The sequence below is a fragment of the Pectobacterium versatile genome, from assembly GCF_020166435.1.
GTDB lineage: Bacteria > Pseudomonadota > Gammaproteobacteria > Enterobacterales > Enterobacteriaceae > Pectobacterium > Pectobacterium versatile.
This window is the reverse complement of record NZ_JAINZP010000001.1, coordinates 488892-505026: the sequence shown is the minus strand read 5'-3', so window position 1 is coordinate 505026 and position 16135 is coordinate 488892. Positions and strand designations below refer to the sequence as shown.

The window sequence follows — 16135 nt, the reverse complement described above, 5'->3', positions numbered from 1 at the left end:
AACTTCATATAGTTTTAAATCATACTAAAATTGCAGTTGAGAATTGCATCTTTGACAGTATCCCAACCCGAATTTTCATTCAAGTAGTCTCTAGTCATGGCTAATATATCAGTGTCTTCTAACTCACTGGAATAGAATACCGAAACTTCTCTTTCATCTTCATCATACCAAGCTAGATTTTTAATTTTAAGAGAATCAATCATTATCCAAAATTCACAACGCCCATGATAATCTAAATCTGACAGAAAAACAGAAGTTGCGACTCTGTAAGATGTATAATTCTTGTAACCTAATTTTAGAACTCGTAGTAAGATCCAGCGCTCGTCGTTGCTAATTGATGCCAATGTGTTTTTTAATTTAATAAGATCGGATCTGATGACTGCGTGGTGTTCAGATTCATAATTAAAGTAATTAACAAAATTTGATATATCTTCAGATGGATCTGCTGAGGTTGATTGACGATCAGCAAATATGCTGACATTATTTATGTCTACAAACTGACCAGGGAAATGTCTTTTTGAGTATGCGAGTAATTTGTAAAACCTCTCATCTTCAAGTAAAGTAATATCTCGAGCAAGGTCTTGTAGGTTCATTATAGTGATAGTAAAGCCTATTCGTTGGCATGTTCCCTTTTGTTGATTGGATGTAATTAACATCCAGATTTCTCTATAAAGCCCCTCTTTATCATGCTTATGAACTTTATCCAAGGTTTCATTATATTTTGTAGAGGATGCTGTTCCCGTTATTTGCACCCCAATACCAGAGAATTCATCACCAATATCAATTCCTGGGTAATTTTTCATATCGGCATTTAAATTTGAGAAATTTCTTCCGTACGTTAAATTTAAGATTGGTATAATAACGGTCTCAATAACTTGATTTGTGTTTCCATATCCAGATGAGTTTTCCGCTTGAACCTTTGTGCTTAATATGCTGAAGGCGTCAATTATAGCTCTGTTATCTATTTCACGTTGTAACATTATAACCCCATGTTATCATATTTAATATATATGCCTAAAAGAGAAAATACTATCATTTTAATCCATACTCTAATTTCAATATTTTTTCTACTCTACGAAATGGATTATATAGAATGTTGTTTCATATCACAAAATGTTACGCCTCATTGAGAAAGAGCCAATTTTAAATGAACTTCAATTTTAAGGGATATACTCCATTAGCTTCTTTACCCGACAGATACCCCCTCGGATAAATCCAGCCAGCCCTGACAACACTATCGCCATCAGAGACATTAGTTTCGATTAAGTATCACCTTGTCTAAATGTTACCTAAATTCATGAATTATTCAAGAAGACAATCAGATAAGACCTAAAGATTGATGTGCTTGGTTATGCAACTACGATAGGAAATGGTTCATGAACTGAAGTGGAGTAAGATGTCAGGAAATGCTCATAAGAGGCGCAGTCCCTGTTAGTTCATGAAATTTTCTGGAAGTGAATTCATCTTTATATTAAAAATATTTATTTAAAGCAAATAGATATGCCACCTGTGACTTATGAACTGGATTTCCGCACAACATAAGTTAAATCAACTACAGTGATAAATAACTTCATATCCCACCATCGCTTTCAGGGTTTGAGGGTCAATGGAACAAAAACGTACGTTAAGCAGATAATTCATTGTTTAAATTGAAATTTAATTCTCTCAAATCTTCGTTTAAAATATCATCGGATAGCGTGAACGTATAATGCCCCAGCATATTGATATACCCGTGCATCAGTGGGGATGTCCACTCCCCCTAAAATGAGACAGCTATAATTAGATTTTCTGCCTTTACATTTGCAGAGGTCAAAATGAAAAAAGCACGTTTTACTGAAACTCAGATCGTCAATATCCTGAAGCTTGCTGATTCTGATCTGAAAGTTGAAGAAATCTGCCGTCAGAACGAAATAAGTAATGCGACTTATTACAATTGGAAATCTAAGTATGGCGGCATGGAGGCTAATGATGTTAAACGATTAAAAGAACTTGAAGATGGAAATGCCCGACTGAAAAAACTCTTTGCTGAAGTCAGTCTGGAAAATCATGCCATAAAGGAGCTTTTTGCAAAAAAGGGCTGGTAGTAACCGAGAAAAAATCCTGCGCCGGCCTATTAACGGCCTCAGGTCTGTCGGTTATTACGGCTTGTAAACTGGCCTCTTTATCACGCGCATCTTTTTATCGGCGCAGAGCTGACTGGCGGGAAAAAGATAAGGCCGTGATTGATGCTATTACAATGCCGTGAAATCCAGAGTACTGATCTGAGACGAAGTTGTACCAGGTGATACCACGTCCGGAACCAAAATATTTTCTGTTAGGACTGGAAGTTTGTTCATTTTGTGACACCGTCACTAAAAATACTGTACTCAGCACTTTACCCATTGTGGGATTGGTGACATTCAGGCGTCAACTGTTTTGGCTGTCTTGCCACTTTCTGTTGCATAGTCTCTCTTCTATCGTATTAATACGCGCGTCAGGATGCTCATGGCCTTGCTGAACTGATCGTCAGGAACCGTTAGTGGGTACAGGAAACGAATTACATTGCCATTCACGCCGCAGGTCAGCAGCAGCAGGCCTGCCTCCAACGCGCTTTTCTGGAGTTGACGGGTAATTTCTGCCGACGGTTTACCGGTGTACGGATCGGTAAACTCTGCCGCCACCATCGACCCTTGTGCACGAATCGCTATCAGAGCTGGGCACTGCGCCTTGATATTCTCCAGCGTCTCCACTAGCGTGGCCCCCAGACGCTGTGCACGCTGGCACAATTTCTCTTCTTCAATCACATCCAATACCGCCAGCGCAGAGGCCACAGCCAGCGGGTTGCCTGCATAGGTGCCACCCAATCCCCCCGGCGATGGCGCATCCATCACCTCGGCACGCCCAACAACGCCGGAGATAGGGAAACCGCCGCCCAGACTTTTCGCCATGGTGATCAGATCTGCTTTCTCCGCGTAATATTCCATCGCAAACAGCTTACCGGTACGGGCAAAGCCGGTCTGAACTTCGTCGGCAATCAGCAGAATACCGTGCTCATCGCACAGCTTACGCAGCCCGCTGATAAAAGCGGGTGGCGCGACATGAAACCCCCCTTCACCCTGTACGGGTTCCAGCAGAATCGCGGCAACCTGATCGGCGGCGATGTCGGTATGCATCAGGCGTTCGACGCTTTCCAGTGCCTGTTCGACGGTGATGCCTTGCTTCTCATTCGGATAAAGCGCGTGAAAAATAGAACCGGGGAACGGGCCGAACCCTGTGGAATACGGTGCCACTTTGCCCGTCAGCGTCATAGTCAGCAGCGTGCGGCCGTGGAACGCTGCGTTGAAGGCGATCACACCCGGGCGCTTGGTGTACGCACGAGCGATTTTCACCGCGTTTTCTACCGCTTCAGCGCCGGTGGTAAAGAACGTGGTCTTTGCCGCACCTTCAATGGGTGCCAGCGCGTTGATGCGCTCGGCCAACGTGACATAACTGCCGTAAGGCACAATCTGGTAGGCCGTGTGGGTAAAGCGATCCAACTGCTCGCGCACCGCCGCGACAATCTTCGGGTGGCGGTGGCCAGTATTCAGTACCGCAATCCCGGCAGCAAAATCGATAAATTCCCGCCCTTCAACATCCCACAGGGTGCTGTTTTCCGCACGCTCGGCATAGAAATCACACATGACACCCACACCACGCGGTGTGGCGGCCAGACGGCGTTGATTCAGTTCGCTATTCTTCATGGTCTGCTCCAGTATCCCAAATACATCTGTTATTAGTTGAAGATGATGAGTTGAACGATGACAGGTGATGATGCCATTTAGACGTGAAATGGTTCTATAATCCAGTGCCAGTTTTGAATATTAGAAGGATCCACTTTTTCACCCACTCCTGACTGACTTATTGCTTCAGCGGCTAGCAGAGAACTTCTCGGTGCATTGCCACAGGCATTCATCTACCCTCGCCACGCGGTCTGGCACAGCAGCTATACCCGTCATATTTCAAGTTGCCTGTGCGTTGGCTGCACTCACTTACCTAAGTAAGCTTATCGGGATTCTTTACCTTACTACCTTCCTTAAACTCTAATTATTTAGGGTATAGCGCTGATTAGCGTTATACCAAATGGGTTTTATTTAAGAAATTAATGAGGACTTAATCACAACTCAACACATCTTATTTATTCATGACAGAATATAGCTAGAATTTTTTATCAATATCTATTTAAATTCACTGCTGTTGTTAGTGCGCCCCTTCATACTTTAAGTTACAGGTACATTATTAAACAATAAAACTTTATTCTGCAGATTGCATTATTTAGGTTACATCTAATGGATATAGAATATAAGGGAATACGTATGGATACGCCGCACTTCTTTGATCTGTCTGGAAAAACGGCCCTCATCACCGGAGGATCGCGTGGATTAGGGCTACAAATTGCTGAAGCACTCGGCGCACAAGGGGCTCACATAATCCTCTCAGCGCGCCACGCCGATGAATTGCAGACAGCACAGTCACACCTCTCCTCATTGGGTATTCGTGCCGAATGGATTGCCGCCGACAATGCGCAGGATCGCGATATTGAGCGCCTCGCCGAGGAAGCCATCGCCAAGACAGGCCAGATAGATATTCTCGTCAATAATGCTGGTATCGCTCTCGGTGCACCAGCTGAAGATCATTCCGTTGATGACTGGGATCGCGTAATGAATCTGAATATCCGTAGCCTATTTTTACTCACGCAGAAAATCGGCAAATACAGCATGATCCCCCGCCGCTATGGCAAAATTATCAACGTGGCGTCGCTGGCAGGTTTACAGGGCAATCTGCCCGGTTGGTTGGAAGGCATCGCGTACAGCACCAGCAAAGGTGCCGTAGTGAACTTTACTCGTGCATTGGCGGGTGAATGGGGTGAATTTAATATCACCGTCAATGCGCTCGCCCCCGGTTTTTTCCCTTCCGCCATGACACAGAATTTGCTAAATCGCCTTGGTGTTGATGCACTGGCGCAAAAATCACCGTTGCGGCGTATTGGGGATGCTCAAGACTTAAAAGGTGCAGCGATCCTATTTGCTTCCGATGCCAGTAAATATATTACGGGTCAAATACTTTCCATTGACGGAGGCATGAGCGCCATATAATACCTCTCACATCATTATTAGCTATTTAATCATTCCAAATTAACGAGGCTCATGGAGGAGGCGCGTAATACAGCCAATAGGCATGCAACTTGAAGTATGACGGATATAAATTCATGTGCGTTTTCAGTCGAGCTAATTACAGGAGTAATAGCGATGAAAAGTTGCTTTGATGGATGGTCACCACAAGTCATTGATAGTGAAGATAAGAAGGCAGTCATTGCGCATATCGAAAAATATCGCTTTGCCGTCGTTACCCGCGAATGGAAATACGATGATTCCGATTTCCAAAAAATGTCAGCGCTTTATTCATTGGGTGATATTTATCAGTCAGCCTTTAACCGTCAGGAACACAAAGAGGGCGTATCCACATCCGGGGTGAATCAGATTGGCGGGCTCTCACACGGCACGCATATGGTTTTCAACAGTACCTCACACCTTTCTCTTCATACCGATGGCTCTTATATCCCGATTGGAAGCATAAAAACATCGATCCTCCTTTGTAAACAACATGCAAGCCAAGGGGGTGGAACCGTCCTGTTTGATAGCGTATCCGCGTTTCAGAAGCTCCGGGCTGAGCACCCTGACTTAGCGAATATTCTGCTTGAAGAACAGATTTTCAGACGCCGTTCAACTGGGACACAATCCGGGACACAGTACGCCCATATCGGTCCAGTTTTTCGTCCCGATCGGGACGGCGGATATATTGGCGGGTTTACGCTGGATGTGACCGCAGACTGGGACTATTCACGCAATATCAATCCTCGCGTTGTCGAGGCCATCGAGTACATGTCGCAGTTGGCCGCTGAAGGTAGCCGCTATCACCTGACATTCCCTCTCTATCGCGGACAGGCCTTGATCATGCGTAACGATAAAATCTCTCACGGACGCCATGCCTATACGGACGATCCCGCCTCCCCAAGAACCCTGCTGCGAGGTATGTTCACCAGTGTCCCCACCCTGATCGCATAATCAAGGAGAGATCATGATCGATCGTTCAATGACGGAATCCGCGCTAGCGGCGCGTTGGGATGGCTGGCTGACGTGCCCGCAAGAGCACCTTCAAGCCCAGATGCGGGATGAGTTAACCGAGCTACCGATAAGTGAGAAAACGCTGGCAGCAATGCTGTCCTTCGTTCATGAATTCCGTCTCAACGGCGTAAACTGGAGCGTTCAGGGAATACGCGGAGACGAAGTTCAGGCGCAGCTACAGGATCTTCAACATGACGCGCCGCCTTATTTTGCGTGGTTCTGCGAAAAAATTGCCCTTGCTGAAAAATACAAATGGGTCGGCGGCAGCGTGGATGCGGATGTTCTGGCGGCACAAACCCGCTATCAGAAATTTGCCATCGTCTCTACGCCCAGAGCGGGTACCCACCTACTCCGCACGCTGTTAGGTTCCCACCCAAATATTGAAATGCACGGTGAAGCATTCAACCGCTTTGGCCAACATTTGCTGCCCTATTCCGTTAAAGACACCGCTATCGAAACGATCCTGCATCGCCACCTGTTCAGACCCTATTTTGAATATGTCGAAGCGGTCGGTTTTGTGCTGTTTCGGGATCTTGATACTAACTGGGGCGATGCGCCGATCTGGCCTGCCTTGCTGGCAATTCCCGACCTGAAACTGATCCTGCTGGAAAGAAGAAGCCGACTACAGCAATTCGTGTCGTTGAAGAAAAGCCTGCGCGACCGCATCTGGTACGTCGGCCAGCATGATAGTCGCCCGATTTCTCACGAAAAAATGGCCGTGTCGGTCGATGAGCTAACGGCGTTCATCGATAGCAATCTGGAAAATCAGGCCGCGTTTTATCAGGCTTTTCAGCACCATGACATCCTCACCCTTGACTACGAAGAAGTGATGTCAGCGCCCGATATGGCTTCCAGCACGGTGCTGTCTTTCCTGGGGATTTCCAATTCCAGGCTCTGTGCCGGTACAGGAAAAAAAGAGACCCGAACGATTGATTCGATCGTGAGTAACGTTGACGACATCAGAACCGCGCTGACAGGGACACAATATGAATCCTACCTCTAACCCATACTGGCCACCTTATACGGCTCTCACTGAAAAAGACGAGCGCCCGATTATTCACCGTGGCGAAGGTGTTTATCTTTATGATGAACGCGGGCAGCGCTACTTTGACGGGATGTCGGGCTGTTATAACCATTGCCTGGGGCACTCTCACCCTGAATTCATTGCCGCCCTGCAACAGCAATTATCCACGCTGATTCATGCCTGCAATATCTATTCAAACACCCAACTCCCCGGCGAACTGGCCGAAAAACTCACCGCTAAGCTACTCGGTACAGGCCTTCACAAGACGTTCATCGTCGGGAGCGGCAGCGAAGGTGTCGAAAGCGCACTCAAAATGGCCTGGCAATATCAGGTCAACCGTTCCCGCCCAGCGCGAACGAAAATCGTAGCGATTAACGGCGCGTACCACGGCTGTACGCTCGGCGCGATGATGGCGACAAGGCGCCCTTTTATCAACGAGGGTATTTTACCGTCTCTGCTCGACAGCAATACGATCACGATGCCCCCACCTGAACACCTCAGCGATATTCGCGGCTGGGAAACGCTGTTGGAAGAGCAGGAATCGACCATCGCCGCCGTTATTATTGAACCGATCATGGCAATGGAAGGCACCCGATTGCTGCCTGAGGGCTTCCTGCAACAGCTTTCGCAGTTAACAAAAAAACACGACATTCCGCTGATCTGTGACGAAGTTTACTGCGGCGTTGGCCGCGCAGGGGCGTTCTGTGAATCGGTCTCACAAGGCGCACAGCCTGACATTGTCATTTTCAGCAAGTGTCTGGGCGGTGGCGTTCCCATTACCGCCGTGCTTGCCACGGAGGCGATTACCGACAGCTTCAAAGGGCAAATGCCGCCGTTTTTCCGCCACGGTCATACGCAATCCGGCAACCTGCTGGGCTGCCGCGCGGCGCTGTTTGTCATGGATTATCTGGATGCGCATCACCTCTACGATGATGTCACGGCAAAAGGAAGGACGATCCTCCAGCTCGCTAAGCAGCATTTCCCTCAAACCGAGGGGCTGATCAGCCTGCAAGGTAAAGGGCTGATGCTATCGATGACGTTTGAGTCCCTCGAACAGTGTGGCCGTGCGCAGGCGGCGATACGCCAACATGGCGTCATCGTTGGCGCAGCGGGTCCGTACTTAAAACTGGCACCCGCTTTCACGATTTCAGCCAACGAAACAGAGGAACTGATTCAACGTATGACTACCGCACTGGGAAGCCTCTGATGGGCGTTAACCGCCACTATCCGTCAGGTGTGATTAATAACAGGGAGTGAAAAAATGTCCGACTATTTTGATCTTGAACGCATCATCCACGGCAAACGGCATGAAACCCCTTTCCAGTGGGGAGAATTAACCCAAATATGGCGCAACCGTGATGTCGCCTCAACGCTTGCTCACGAGTTCCCGACCGACGGGTTTAACTATCGTGAACGTAACGGCGGCTACTTTTATCGTCGTACCCTTATTCCTTTAGCCTCCGGCAAGGTGAGCGACACCACGACGCTGTCCGACGCCTGGCTGGGAATGTGCAACGACTTGGTTTCTGACGACTTTACTACCGCCCTGTCCGCCTTCTGCGGTGCCGACCTTTCCGAATTCAAAATGGAAGCGGTGGCCTTTCGCGCCGGCCGGGACACGCACTACCTTCCCCATGTCGACGCATCCCTGAAACGCGGATTCCGCCTGATTATCTATTTTAACGCCGAATGGGAAGAAAGCTGGGGCGGTGCCTTTCAGATCCTCAACCCAGAGAATCATGCTGACGTCTGCCATTCCGTTCTTCCGATTATGGGCAACGCCAGCGTCATCATCCGCAACGGGTTTTATGAAACCTGGCATGCGGTCATGCCGCTAACCGGCATCTCCGTCAAAACACGTAATGCACTGAATATCACGTATTACGAACCCGGCACGACGAGTACAGCGCAGTGAAGAAGCTTATTTTTCTCTACGGGCCGCCTGCGGTGGGGAAACTCACTATCAGTCGCCTGCTGGCAGAAAAAATGGGGGCAACGCTATTTCATAATCATCTGACGTATGATTTAGCGATGGCGGTGCTCCCGCCGGATAGTGCATTTAGCACGCTCCGGCGCTTCGCCTGTCAGCTCAGGCTCTACGCCATCACGCTGCTTTTTGCAGAGGATGAGCGTGATCTGATCACGACCTTCTGCTATGAGGGAAGCAAAGACGACGAGTACATTGAGGCGATAAAGACACTGTGCGCGGAACGTGGCGTTACGCCATTTTTCGTTCAACTCTGTAGCGACGAAGCGCACCTCTTAAATCGCGTAGAAAACGCTGATCGACATCAGTTCGGTAAGGTGAATACGCAGGAGAAACTCAAAGAAATTCTGAGGAATTACGACTACGCCGACACGATCGATGCAACCCATCATCGTTCACTGCACACCTCTGCGCTGGCGCCTCACGAAGCCGCAGAACAGCTAATCGACTGGTTTTATTCATCTTCATATTGACGCAACAGAAAGCACGTTGCCCCTGAACAGGGGCAACGGATACAAAATTAATCCCGAATCTTGCGGTATACCCACAGCACGACAATCGCGCCGACAACCGCCACCACAAAACTGCCGAAATTAAAGCCATCGACCCGGCCGAACCCAAAGAAAACGCTGATATAGCCGCCCACAACCGCACCGACAATCCCGAGCAACACCGTCAGGATAAAACCGCCGCCGTCTTTACCGGGCATAATCCACTTAGCCAAAATCCCCGCAATCAAGCCAAAAATAATCCAGGACAGAATACCCATACCTACTCCTCGCGTTTTCGTTTCACCACACCCGACGATGCCGCTCATCGGCAAATCGGGCAGTTAAGCAAGTATAGGTTAGGATTGAGGAAGTTGTTGGTGGAGTAACGGGATGATTGAGCGTGCATATCGTTTGTTGGTGAAATCATGTTCAACCACATTTTTAGATAATCGCTTATCCAACGCCCGACAACACATAAAACTTTAATACGGTATGTTAAGGCTCAATATCACTGAAAAAGTACGCAAACCAGTTGTTAATTTTTATAGACTTGCTTGGTATCAAGCTAGTTAAATGCCGAGGAAAATTGTATAGTAAGGGATCAAATAAGATAAGGTATACAGGGATGACTCCTACTGTAGCATTGGCGATCACTATACTGGCAGCATTTCTAGCTCATCATTTCACAACCAAAAGATTTAAAAACGAGCTAAAAATAAAAAAAGAAGAGAAAATAATTAATGATGCAAAGGAACTTGTAAGAGATTTTGAAAAAAAACTCTTAGGCAGAATACATTTAACTAGAGATTATCTATACGCACTAAAAAAAGCAAAGCACGACAATGAAGAATTAGATGATTCGCTAAGAAAAAATTATAGGGCGATGATACGAGAATGGAATTTAAACTTCGATTACACAGCCACTGTAACCCTTAGAGATAAAGTGCTTAAAAACAGAAATACATTTAATATACTACAAGGAAAATTGAGAAGCCATCATGTATTTCTCGCAAAAAATGCAGATAATCCTCAGAATGTAAAATATGATAAAATTGATATGCAATTGAAAGAATTAGAACTACTTCAAAATGAATGTTATTTAATAATGAGCAATATAAATAACAATATAGATGACAGATGGATGTCCATATTTGAACATGAGAGCATAACTTCAAGAATCACATCACATATTTTTGATTATGTATTCAAAACACTAATTCTATACACAGTAGTTAATTTTATTTTATTTTTTCGAGAATTAATTTCCCTTTAACTGAAGCAACATCCTCTATGTACTTCATCCGAGTGTTCACACGACAAGCCCAAGAGGTAGTAATTTCTCTTGGTGCAGGCCTTTTTAGTAAGGCTGCAATGAAATAACAATCCATAGAAGAAAGATCATTTTTTTCTTTATCTTTAAAAAATACCTTCATCACGTCATTAATGCCAATCAACCCTGTGCCAAAATAAGCACATGATAAATACGCGTTTAATATTTCAAACTTATCATATTTACGTTCAATTAATACGGCCAGTATAGCCTCTCTAATTTTCCTCGTTATTGTCACTTCATATCTGCCAGAAATGACTCTCACCAACTGCATTGTAATGGTACTTGCTCCTCCGTGGAATTTTACAGCTGCTCTAGCGATAGACTTAATGCTTACCCCATAATGAGAGAAAAAACATTTATCTTCTGCGCATATAACGGCAAGAGAAATACGTTCACAGTTAATATGAACATCTTGGTGAGATTTAATTGATTTAGATATTTTTTTATAATCACAAAAAAAATCAGAAAAAAATTTCTTAATTTTCACTCTACAATGCCTTTTCTCTTCATCCTGACAGTTTCGCGCCCACGAACATTCCAAATAACCATTGTTTCCCCTAAATTTTTGCTGCCACTATGATTAATCCTACCATTTTCCGCCACACTTTAATCGGTTAGTGCGCAACACAAATCGTCCTAATCCTTCGCATACAAATACACCGATGCCCGCGATACGCCGAGGTGCTGGGCGATAGTTTCCATCGATTTTTTGACTTCCAGCAGGCCGTTGTCTTTCAGTTCCTGAAGCAGGATTTTTCTGTCCTGCGCTTTTAACGCCCGTGGCGTGGTGGCAAGCCGGGCAGCGAAGTGATCGATGTGTTGTCTGATCGCCGCCGCACCGTTGGGTTCCAGATGTTCGGTCACCGAGTCAGAAGCGAGCTGGGTGAACTGCGCCAGCGCATTTTGCATGCCGCGAAACAGCGTCATATCAACATTCAGGCACAGTGCGGCGACGTATTCACCTTCTGCATTTTTGATGCCGACCGAGGTGCTTTTTACCGGACGTCCGTCGGCAAACTGGTTGGCGTAGTTCGCCAGAATGTTAGGAAATTCGGGCGAGGCAATGCGGGCAAGGCCCAGTTCCGTTGCAGGCGCGCCCACCTCCCTGCCGGAGAGGTTATTGTGAATGGAAAGTATCGCGTGTTCTGGATTTTTCAGATCGTGCACAACCACTTCACAGAATGGCGCGAACGTTTCGCTCAACCCTTTCGCGATGGCATCTAACTGCGTCAGCAGAAGGCCTTCTCCAGATGTAGACATCTTATCTCCAATCACAACACCGTTTTCTGCCGCAGAGTGTATCACACGCCAGCAGCTCGCCCTCTTTCAACTGCGCATGACACTTATCACGCCATCGAGAATCTAAAAATAAATCATATTAGACAATTTATCTAATTTTATATATTTTGTTTATCAGGTATTCGACAGTATCGGAACCAACGATTCCGGTATTCATAATCACTAACATCGGATTATCCAGATATGAGCGACTTACGCCTCCCAACCTACGACGATGTGGTAGCCGCAGCGGAACGTATTGATGGCTATGCCAATAAAACGCCAGTGATGACATCGCGCACGGTCAATGACGCATTCGGTGCAGAGCTTTTCTTCAAGTGTGAAAACTTGCAACGCATGGGCGCATTCAAGTTTCGCGGTGCGATGAACGCACTGTTGCAGTTCTCGGACGAGCAGAAAGCCGCTGGCGTGGTCACCTTTTCTTCCGGTAATCATGCGCAGGCGATTGCGCAGGCCGCCAAATTACTCGGCATTCCAGCAACGATTGTCATGCCACACGATGCCCCGGCGGCAAAGGTCGCAGCCACGCGCGGTTACGGCGGAAACGTGGTGGAATACAACCGATATACCGAAGATCGTGAGCAGATCGGCAACGATCTGGCGAAAAAGTATGGCCTGACGCTCATTCCCCCTTACGACCACCCGCATGTTATTGCTGGGCAAGGCACCGCCGCGAAAGAGTTGCTGGAAGAAACCGGTGAACTGGACGCCCTGTTCGTCTGTCTGGGCGGCGGTGGATTGCTGTCAGGCTGTGCGCTTGCCACACGTCAGCTATCCCCACACTGCAAAATTTATGGCGTCGAGCCTCTCGCGGGCAACGACGGACAGCAATCTTTCCGCAGCGGCAACATTGTGCATATCGATACGCCCAAAACCATCGCCGATGGCGCGCAGACCCAGCATTTGGGCAACTATACCTTCCCTCTGATTCGCCAGAATGTCGACGATATCCTGACCGTGACGGATGACGACCTGATTGACGCAATGCGGTTTTACGCCGAACGCATGAAGATCGTCGTTGAACCGACGGGGTGCCTCAGCTTTGCGGCGGCACGTAATCTCAGGGAATCGCTACGCGGTAAACGCATCGGCATTATTATCAGCGGCGGGAACGTTGATATCACCCGCTACGGCGCATTTCTGACTGGCAATGCCTAAGGAAAAAACGATGATCTTTATTTCTGAAGCGGAATCAGCGGAACTCATCAACCATGAGCTGGCTTATGACGCCGTGCGTGAAGCCCTGCTCGCCGCTAGCGAACCGGAAGCACGCAGCTTTCCGGTGGTACACGGGCAAGGCTCCGATCCGGTCAACACCTTCAGTATCAAGGCCTCAGCAACCGGTGAACTCGCGGGACTAAAAGTCGGTTCGTTCTGGCCGGGAAATCCCGCTAACGGGCTACCCCGCCATAATTCCCTCATTCTGCTGTTCGATCAGCAAATCGGGAAAATCGCTGTCGCGATTGAAGCCGGAAAGGTGAATGCTTTTCGTACCGCCGCCGCCAACGCCGTTGCAGCCGATTTACTGGCAAGACCTGATGCCTCAGTCCTGGCCGTGTTCGGAACCGGTCATCAGGCCCGCTATGAGTGCGCCGCGCTGGCAAGAATACGACCAATTCGTACCGTGCTAATTGTCGGACGCGATAGCAGCAAATCCGCAGACATGGCGCGAGAGCTCCAGGCTGCCGGGTTGGATGCGCAAATCAGCGATGCCGAAAGCGCGTGCCGCGCAGCGGATATCATCGTAACCGCTACGCCCTCACGCGCGCCGCTGTTTAACGCCGAATGGGTTAACGCCGGAACGCACGTTGTCAGCATGGGATCGGACGCCGTCGGCAAGCAGGAATTGCCGCCCGAGCTGTTTACCACAGGCCGCCTGTTTTGCGATCTGCCTTCCCAGTCCCGAATGATTGGTGACTTCCAGCATGCGCCAGCCCATGTGACGCTGACCGCCATTGGCGATGTGATTAGCGCAAACGCAGCAGGACGACAAACGCCGGACGATATCACCGTGTTTGACAGCTCTGGCTTGTCCATTCAGGACTTATATATTGGCCAGCGTATTCTTGCCGCCTGGCAACAGGCTAAACGAAATGAAGGTGCACAATGAACAAGAGTGAATGGCTTAACGCGCTGGAAACGCCCTTTTTGCTGATTGATGAGTTCCGCTTTCAACGCAATATCGACAGGCTTTATCAGCGTACGGAAAAATTAGGCAGCCAGATTCGACCGCACCTCAAAACGCTACGCTCGATTGAAGCTGGTCGCTATCTACTCAAAGACGCCGCTTCACCCGCGACAGTTTCGACGCTGGCAGAAGCAGAGGCCTTTGCCAACGCGGGTTACACCAACCTGCTCTACGCCGTGGGGATCGCCCCGCACAAGCTGCCACGCATCGCCAACCTCATCCACAAAGGTGTGAATATTCATATTCTTCTCGATAGCGCAGAGCAGGCACGCGCGGTGACCGATTTCGCACTCGCCAATAGCGTGACGTTTTCGGTGTTTATCGAGATTGACTGTGACGGACATCGCGGCGGTATTCCGCCGGAAAGCGACGCGTTGCTTGAATTGGCAAAGCAGATCGACGGCAACGGTGCAACGCTTACCGGCCTGCTGGCGCATGCGGGAGAATCCTACGCCTGCCGCACGGACGAGGCGATCAGAGCCGCCGCGCGTGCCGAGTGCAAAGCCATCAATACCGCCGGACAGCGTGTACGGGCACTGGGAATTGCCTGCCCCGTACTCAGCGTCGGTGCCACGCCAACGGCGCACTTTGCCGAGGATTTAACCGGTGTTACCGAAGTCAGGGCGGGCGTGTTCACCACGTTCGATCTGGTGATGAAAAATGTCGGTGTCTGTTCGCTGGATGATATCGCGCTGTCGGTCGTCAGCACCGTGATTGGGCATAATCGCGAAAAAGGCTGGGTGTTTATCGATGCGGGTTGGATGGCGCTCTCCCGCGATCGCGGCACCGCATCTCAGGCAAAAGATTACGGTTACGGGCTGGTTTGCGACCTGGACGGCCGCCCTTACGACGATCTCTGCGTAACAATCACCAATCAGGAACACGGCATTATCGCACTACCCGCCGACAGTGGGCTTTCTGTGGATGATTTCCCAGTCGGCACCCGACTGCGGATATTGCCTAACCACGCCTGTGCGACAGCTGCGATGCATCAGCACTATCAGGTTTTAAAATCAAACAAGCAGGTGCTGAAATCACACACGCATGAGCAAGAAACCTGGCAACGTATTACCGGCTGGTGATGATTTGCTGAACATCATCGATCATACCGCCCGATCTGAACGCGTCGGGCGGACATTTTTTGTGCTACTCGCGGTTATCTTTCCGCGTCGACAACCCGTTCGGCTCAGCCTAACGTCGGCTCGCAGTTCACAGGAAAATTCACTGAGTGAGCGATGTAACAGGCATCGTGCGCCAGTTCGTGCAATTTGGCATATTGCTCGGCAGTAGGCTGCTTCTCACCACTGAATGTCACCTGCGGACGCAGTGTAACGTCCAACATCGCCATTTTTCCCGCCGCATTTACTCCCATCGTCCCTACCGCGTGGTCCTGATAATCATCCACGCAGAAGCGTTTTTTAGCCGCAATGGAAAGAAACCACAGCATATGGCAGCTGGACAGTGAGGCTACCAGCGCTTCTTCGGGATCGACCGCATCCTCCAGCGAAAAAGGCAACGGAACGACATGGGGTGACGACGAGGCGCGCAGCGTAATACCACCGTCAAACTGCCACTGATGCAGTCGACTGTAGCGGTTATCAATAAAATCTTGCCCATCGCGTTGCCAGCAGATTGAAGCATGGTATTCAGACATCGTTCAGTTCCTTTGTAGT

16 protein-coding genes and 2 pseudogenes are annotated in these 16135 nt (G+C 48.5%); 11 read left to right on the top strand and 7 right to left on the bottom strand.

The genetic code is table 11. The annotated features are described in order from the left end of the window. Positions 1-14: 14 nt before the first annotated feature. Positions 15-980 carry an SMEK domain-containing protein gene (locus tag K7X24_RS02230; RefSeq protein ID WP_224552637.1) on the bottom strand — a complete coding sequence of 322 codons (966 nt, stop codon included), beginning with the start codon at positions 978-980 and terminating at the stop codon, positions 15-17. 834 nt (positions 981-1814) lie between these two features. On the opposite strand from K7X24_RS02230, the pseudogene K7X24_RS02225 reads away from it, so the two are divergent. Further along, positions 1815-2233: pseudogene (locus K7X24_RS02225) on the top strand (transposase); the annotation flags it as partial. Here the strand turns inward: K7X24_RS02225 and K7X24_RS22125 are convergent. Next, positions 2230-2325: pseudogene (locus K7X24_RS22125) on the bottom strand (Tn3 family transposase); the annotation flags it as partial. The pseudogenes K7X24_RS02225 and K7X24_RS22125 sit on opposite strands and share 4 nt — an antisense overlap. Positions 2326-2453: 128 nt before the next feature. Further along, on the bottom strand, positions 2454-3719 hold the full coding sequence (locus K7X24_RS02215) for a 4-aminobutyrate--2-oxoglutarate transaminase (protein WP_224552633.1): 1266 nt from the start codon (positions 3717-3719) through the stop codon (positions 2454-2456). Positions 3720-4304: 585 nt separating this feature from the next. Here K7X24_RS02215 and K7X24_RS02210 point away from each other — a divergent pair. The 6 genes from K7X24_RS02210 (at position 4305) to K7X24_RS02185 (ending at position 9624) form a co-directional block, all read left to right on the top strand. Continuing rightward, complete coding sequence (locus tag K7X24_RS02210) at positions 4305-5111, top strand: SDR family oxidoreductase (RefSeq protein ID WP_224552631.1); 807 nt, start codon at positions 4305-4307, stop codon at positions 5109-5111. Positions 5112-5264: 153 nt separating this feature from the next. Next, positions 5265-6080 carry a TauD/TfdA family dioxygenase gene (locus K7X24_RS02205; RefSeq protein WP_224552629.1) on the top strand — a complete coding sequence of 272 codons (816 nt, stop codon included), beginning with the start codon at positions 5265-5267 and terminating at the stop codon, positions 6078-6080. A 13-nt stretch (positions 6081-6093) separates the two neighbouring features. Further along, on the top strand, positions 6094-7143 hold the full coding sequence (locus K7X24_RS02200) for a sulfotransferase family protein (RefSeq protein WP_224552627.1): 1050 nt from the start codon (positions 6094-6096) through the stop codon (positions 7141-7143). Then, positions 7127-8371: an aspartate aminotransferase family protein gene (locus K7X24_RS02195; protein WP_203471146.1), complete on the top strand. Its 1245-nt coding sequence runs from the start codon at positions 7127-7129 to the stop codon at positions 8369-8371. Before K7X24_RS02200 ends, K7X24_RS02195 begins: the two co-directional genes overlap by 17 nt. A gap of 54 nt (positions 8372-8425) precedes the next feature. Then, entirely contained in the window at positions 8426-9079 is a 654-nt protein-coding gene (locus tag K7X24_RS02190; RefSeq protein WP_224552625.1) for a 2OG-Fe(II) oxygenase, read from the top strand. Beyond that, on the top strand, positions 9076-9624 hold the full coding sequence (locus K7X24_RS02185) for an AAA family ATPase (protein ID WP_119880331.1): 549 nt from the start codon (positions 9076-9078) through the stop codon (positions 9622-9624). The genes K7X24_RS02190 and K7X24_RS02185 overlap by 4 nt, the downstream gene beginning before the upstream one ends. A 47-nt stretch (positions 9625-9671) precedes the next feature. Here K7X24_RS02185 and K7X24_RS02180 read toward each other — a convergent pair whose 3' ends face one another. Then, positions 9672-9920, bottom strand: coding sequence for a GlsB/YeaQ/YmgE family stress response membrane protein (locus tag K7X24_RS02180; protein WP_010300843.1), 249 nt, complete (start codon positions 9918-9920; stop codon positions 9672-9674). Positions 9921-10267: 347 nt separating this feature from the next. Here K7X24_RS02180 and K7X24_RS02175 point away from each other — a divergent pair, with 347 nt between their 5' ends. Continuing rightward, positions 10268-10915: a hypothetical protein gene (locus K7X24_RS02175; protein ID WP_224552623.1), complete on the top strand. Its 648-nt coding sequence runs from the start codon at positions 10268-10270 to the stop codon at positions 10913-10915. On the opposite strand, the gene K7X24_RS02170 is transcribed toward K7X24_RS02175, so the two are convergent. Both K7X24_RS02170 and K7X24_RS02165 read right to left on the bottom strand, forming a co-directional pair. Continuing rightward, positions 10881-11462 (bottom strand): biosynthetic peptidoglycan transglycosylase, encoded by a 582-nt coding sequence (locus K7X24_RS02170; RefSeq protein ID WP_224552621.1) that lies wholly within the window; start codon positions 11460-11462, stop codon positions 10881-10883. The two genes, K7X24_RS02175 and K7X24_RS02170, sit on opposite strands and share 35 nt — an antisense overlap. A gap of 149 nt (positions 11463-11611) precedes the next feature. Then, a complete protein-coding gene (locus K7X24_RS02165; RefSeq protein ID WP_224552619.1) occupies positions 11612-12235 on the bottom strand; it encodes a transcriptional regulator in 624 nt (207 codons plus the stop codon). A gap of 222 nt (positions 12236-12457) precedes the next feature. Here K7X24_RS02165 and K7X24_RS02160 point away from each other — a divergent pair, with 222 nt between their 5' ends. From K7X24_RS02160 to K7X24_RS02150, 3 genes are read left to right on the top strand one after another with little or no spacing between them, the layout of a single operon-like run. Next, a complete protein-coding gene (locus K7X24_RS02160; RefSeq protein WP_224552617.1) occupies positions 12458-13432 on the top strand; it encodes a threo-3-hydroxy-L-aspartate ammonia-lyase in 975 nt (324 codons plus the stop codon). Between the two features lie 10 nt (positions 13433-13442). Further along, positions 13443-14384, top strand: coding sequence for an ornithine cyclodeaminase family protein (locus K7X24_RS02155; RefSeq protein WP_224552615.1), 942 nt, complete (start codon positions 13443-13445; stop codon positions 14382-14384). Beyond that, on the top strand, positions 14381-15544 hold the full coding sequence (locus tag K7X24_RS02150; protein ID WP_224552613.1) for a DSD1 family PLP-dependent enzyme: 1164 nt from the start codon (positions 14381-14383) through the stop codon (positions 15542-15544). The genes K7X24_RS02155 and K7X24_RS02150 overlap by 4 nt, the downstream gene beginning before the upstream one ends. A gap of 104 nt (positions 15545-15648) precedes the next feature. On the opposite strand, the gene K7X24_RS02145 is transcribed toward K7X24_RS02150, so the two are convergent. Next, the gene (locus tag K7X24_RS02145) at positions 15649-16116 is read right to left on the bottom strand and encodes an OsmC family protein (protein WP_224552611.1); all 468 of its coding nucleotides are present in this window, start codon (positions 16114-16116) and stop codon (positions 15649-15651) included. Positions 16117-16135 lie beyond the last annotated feature (19 nt).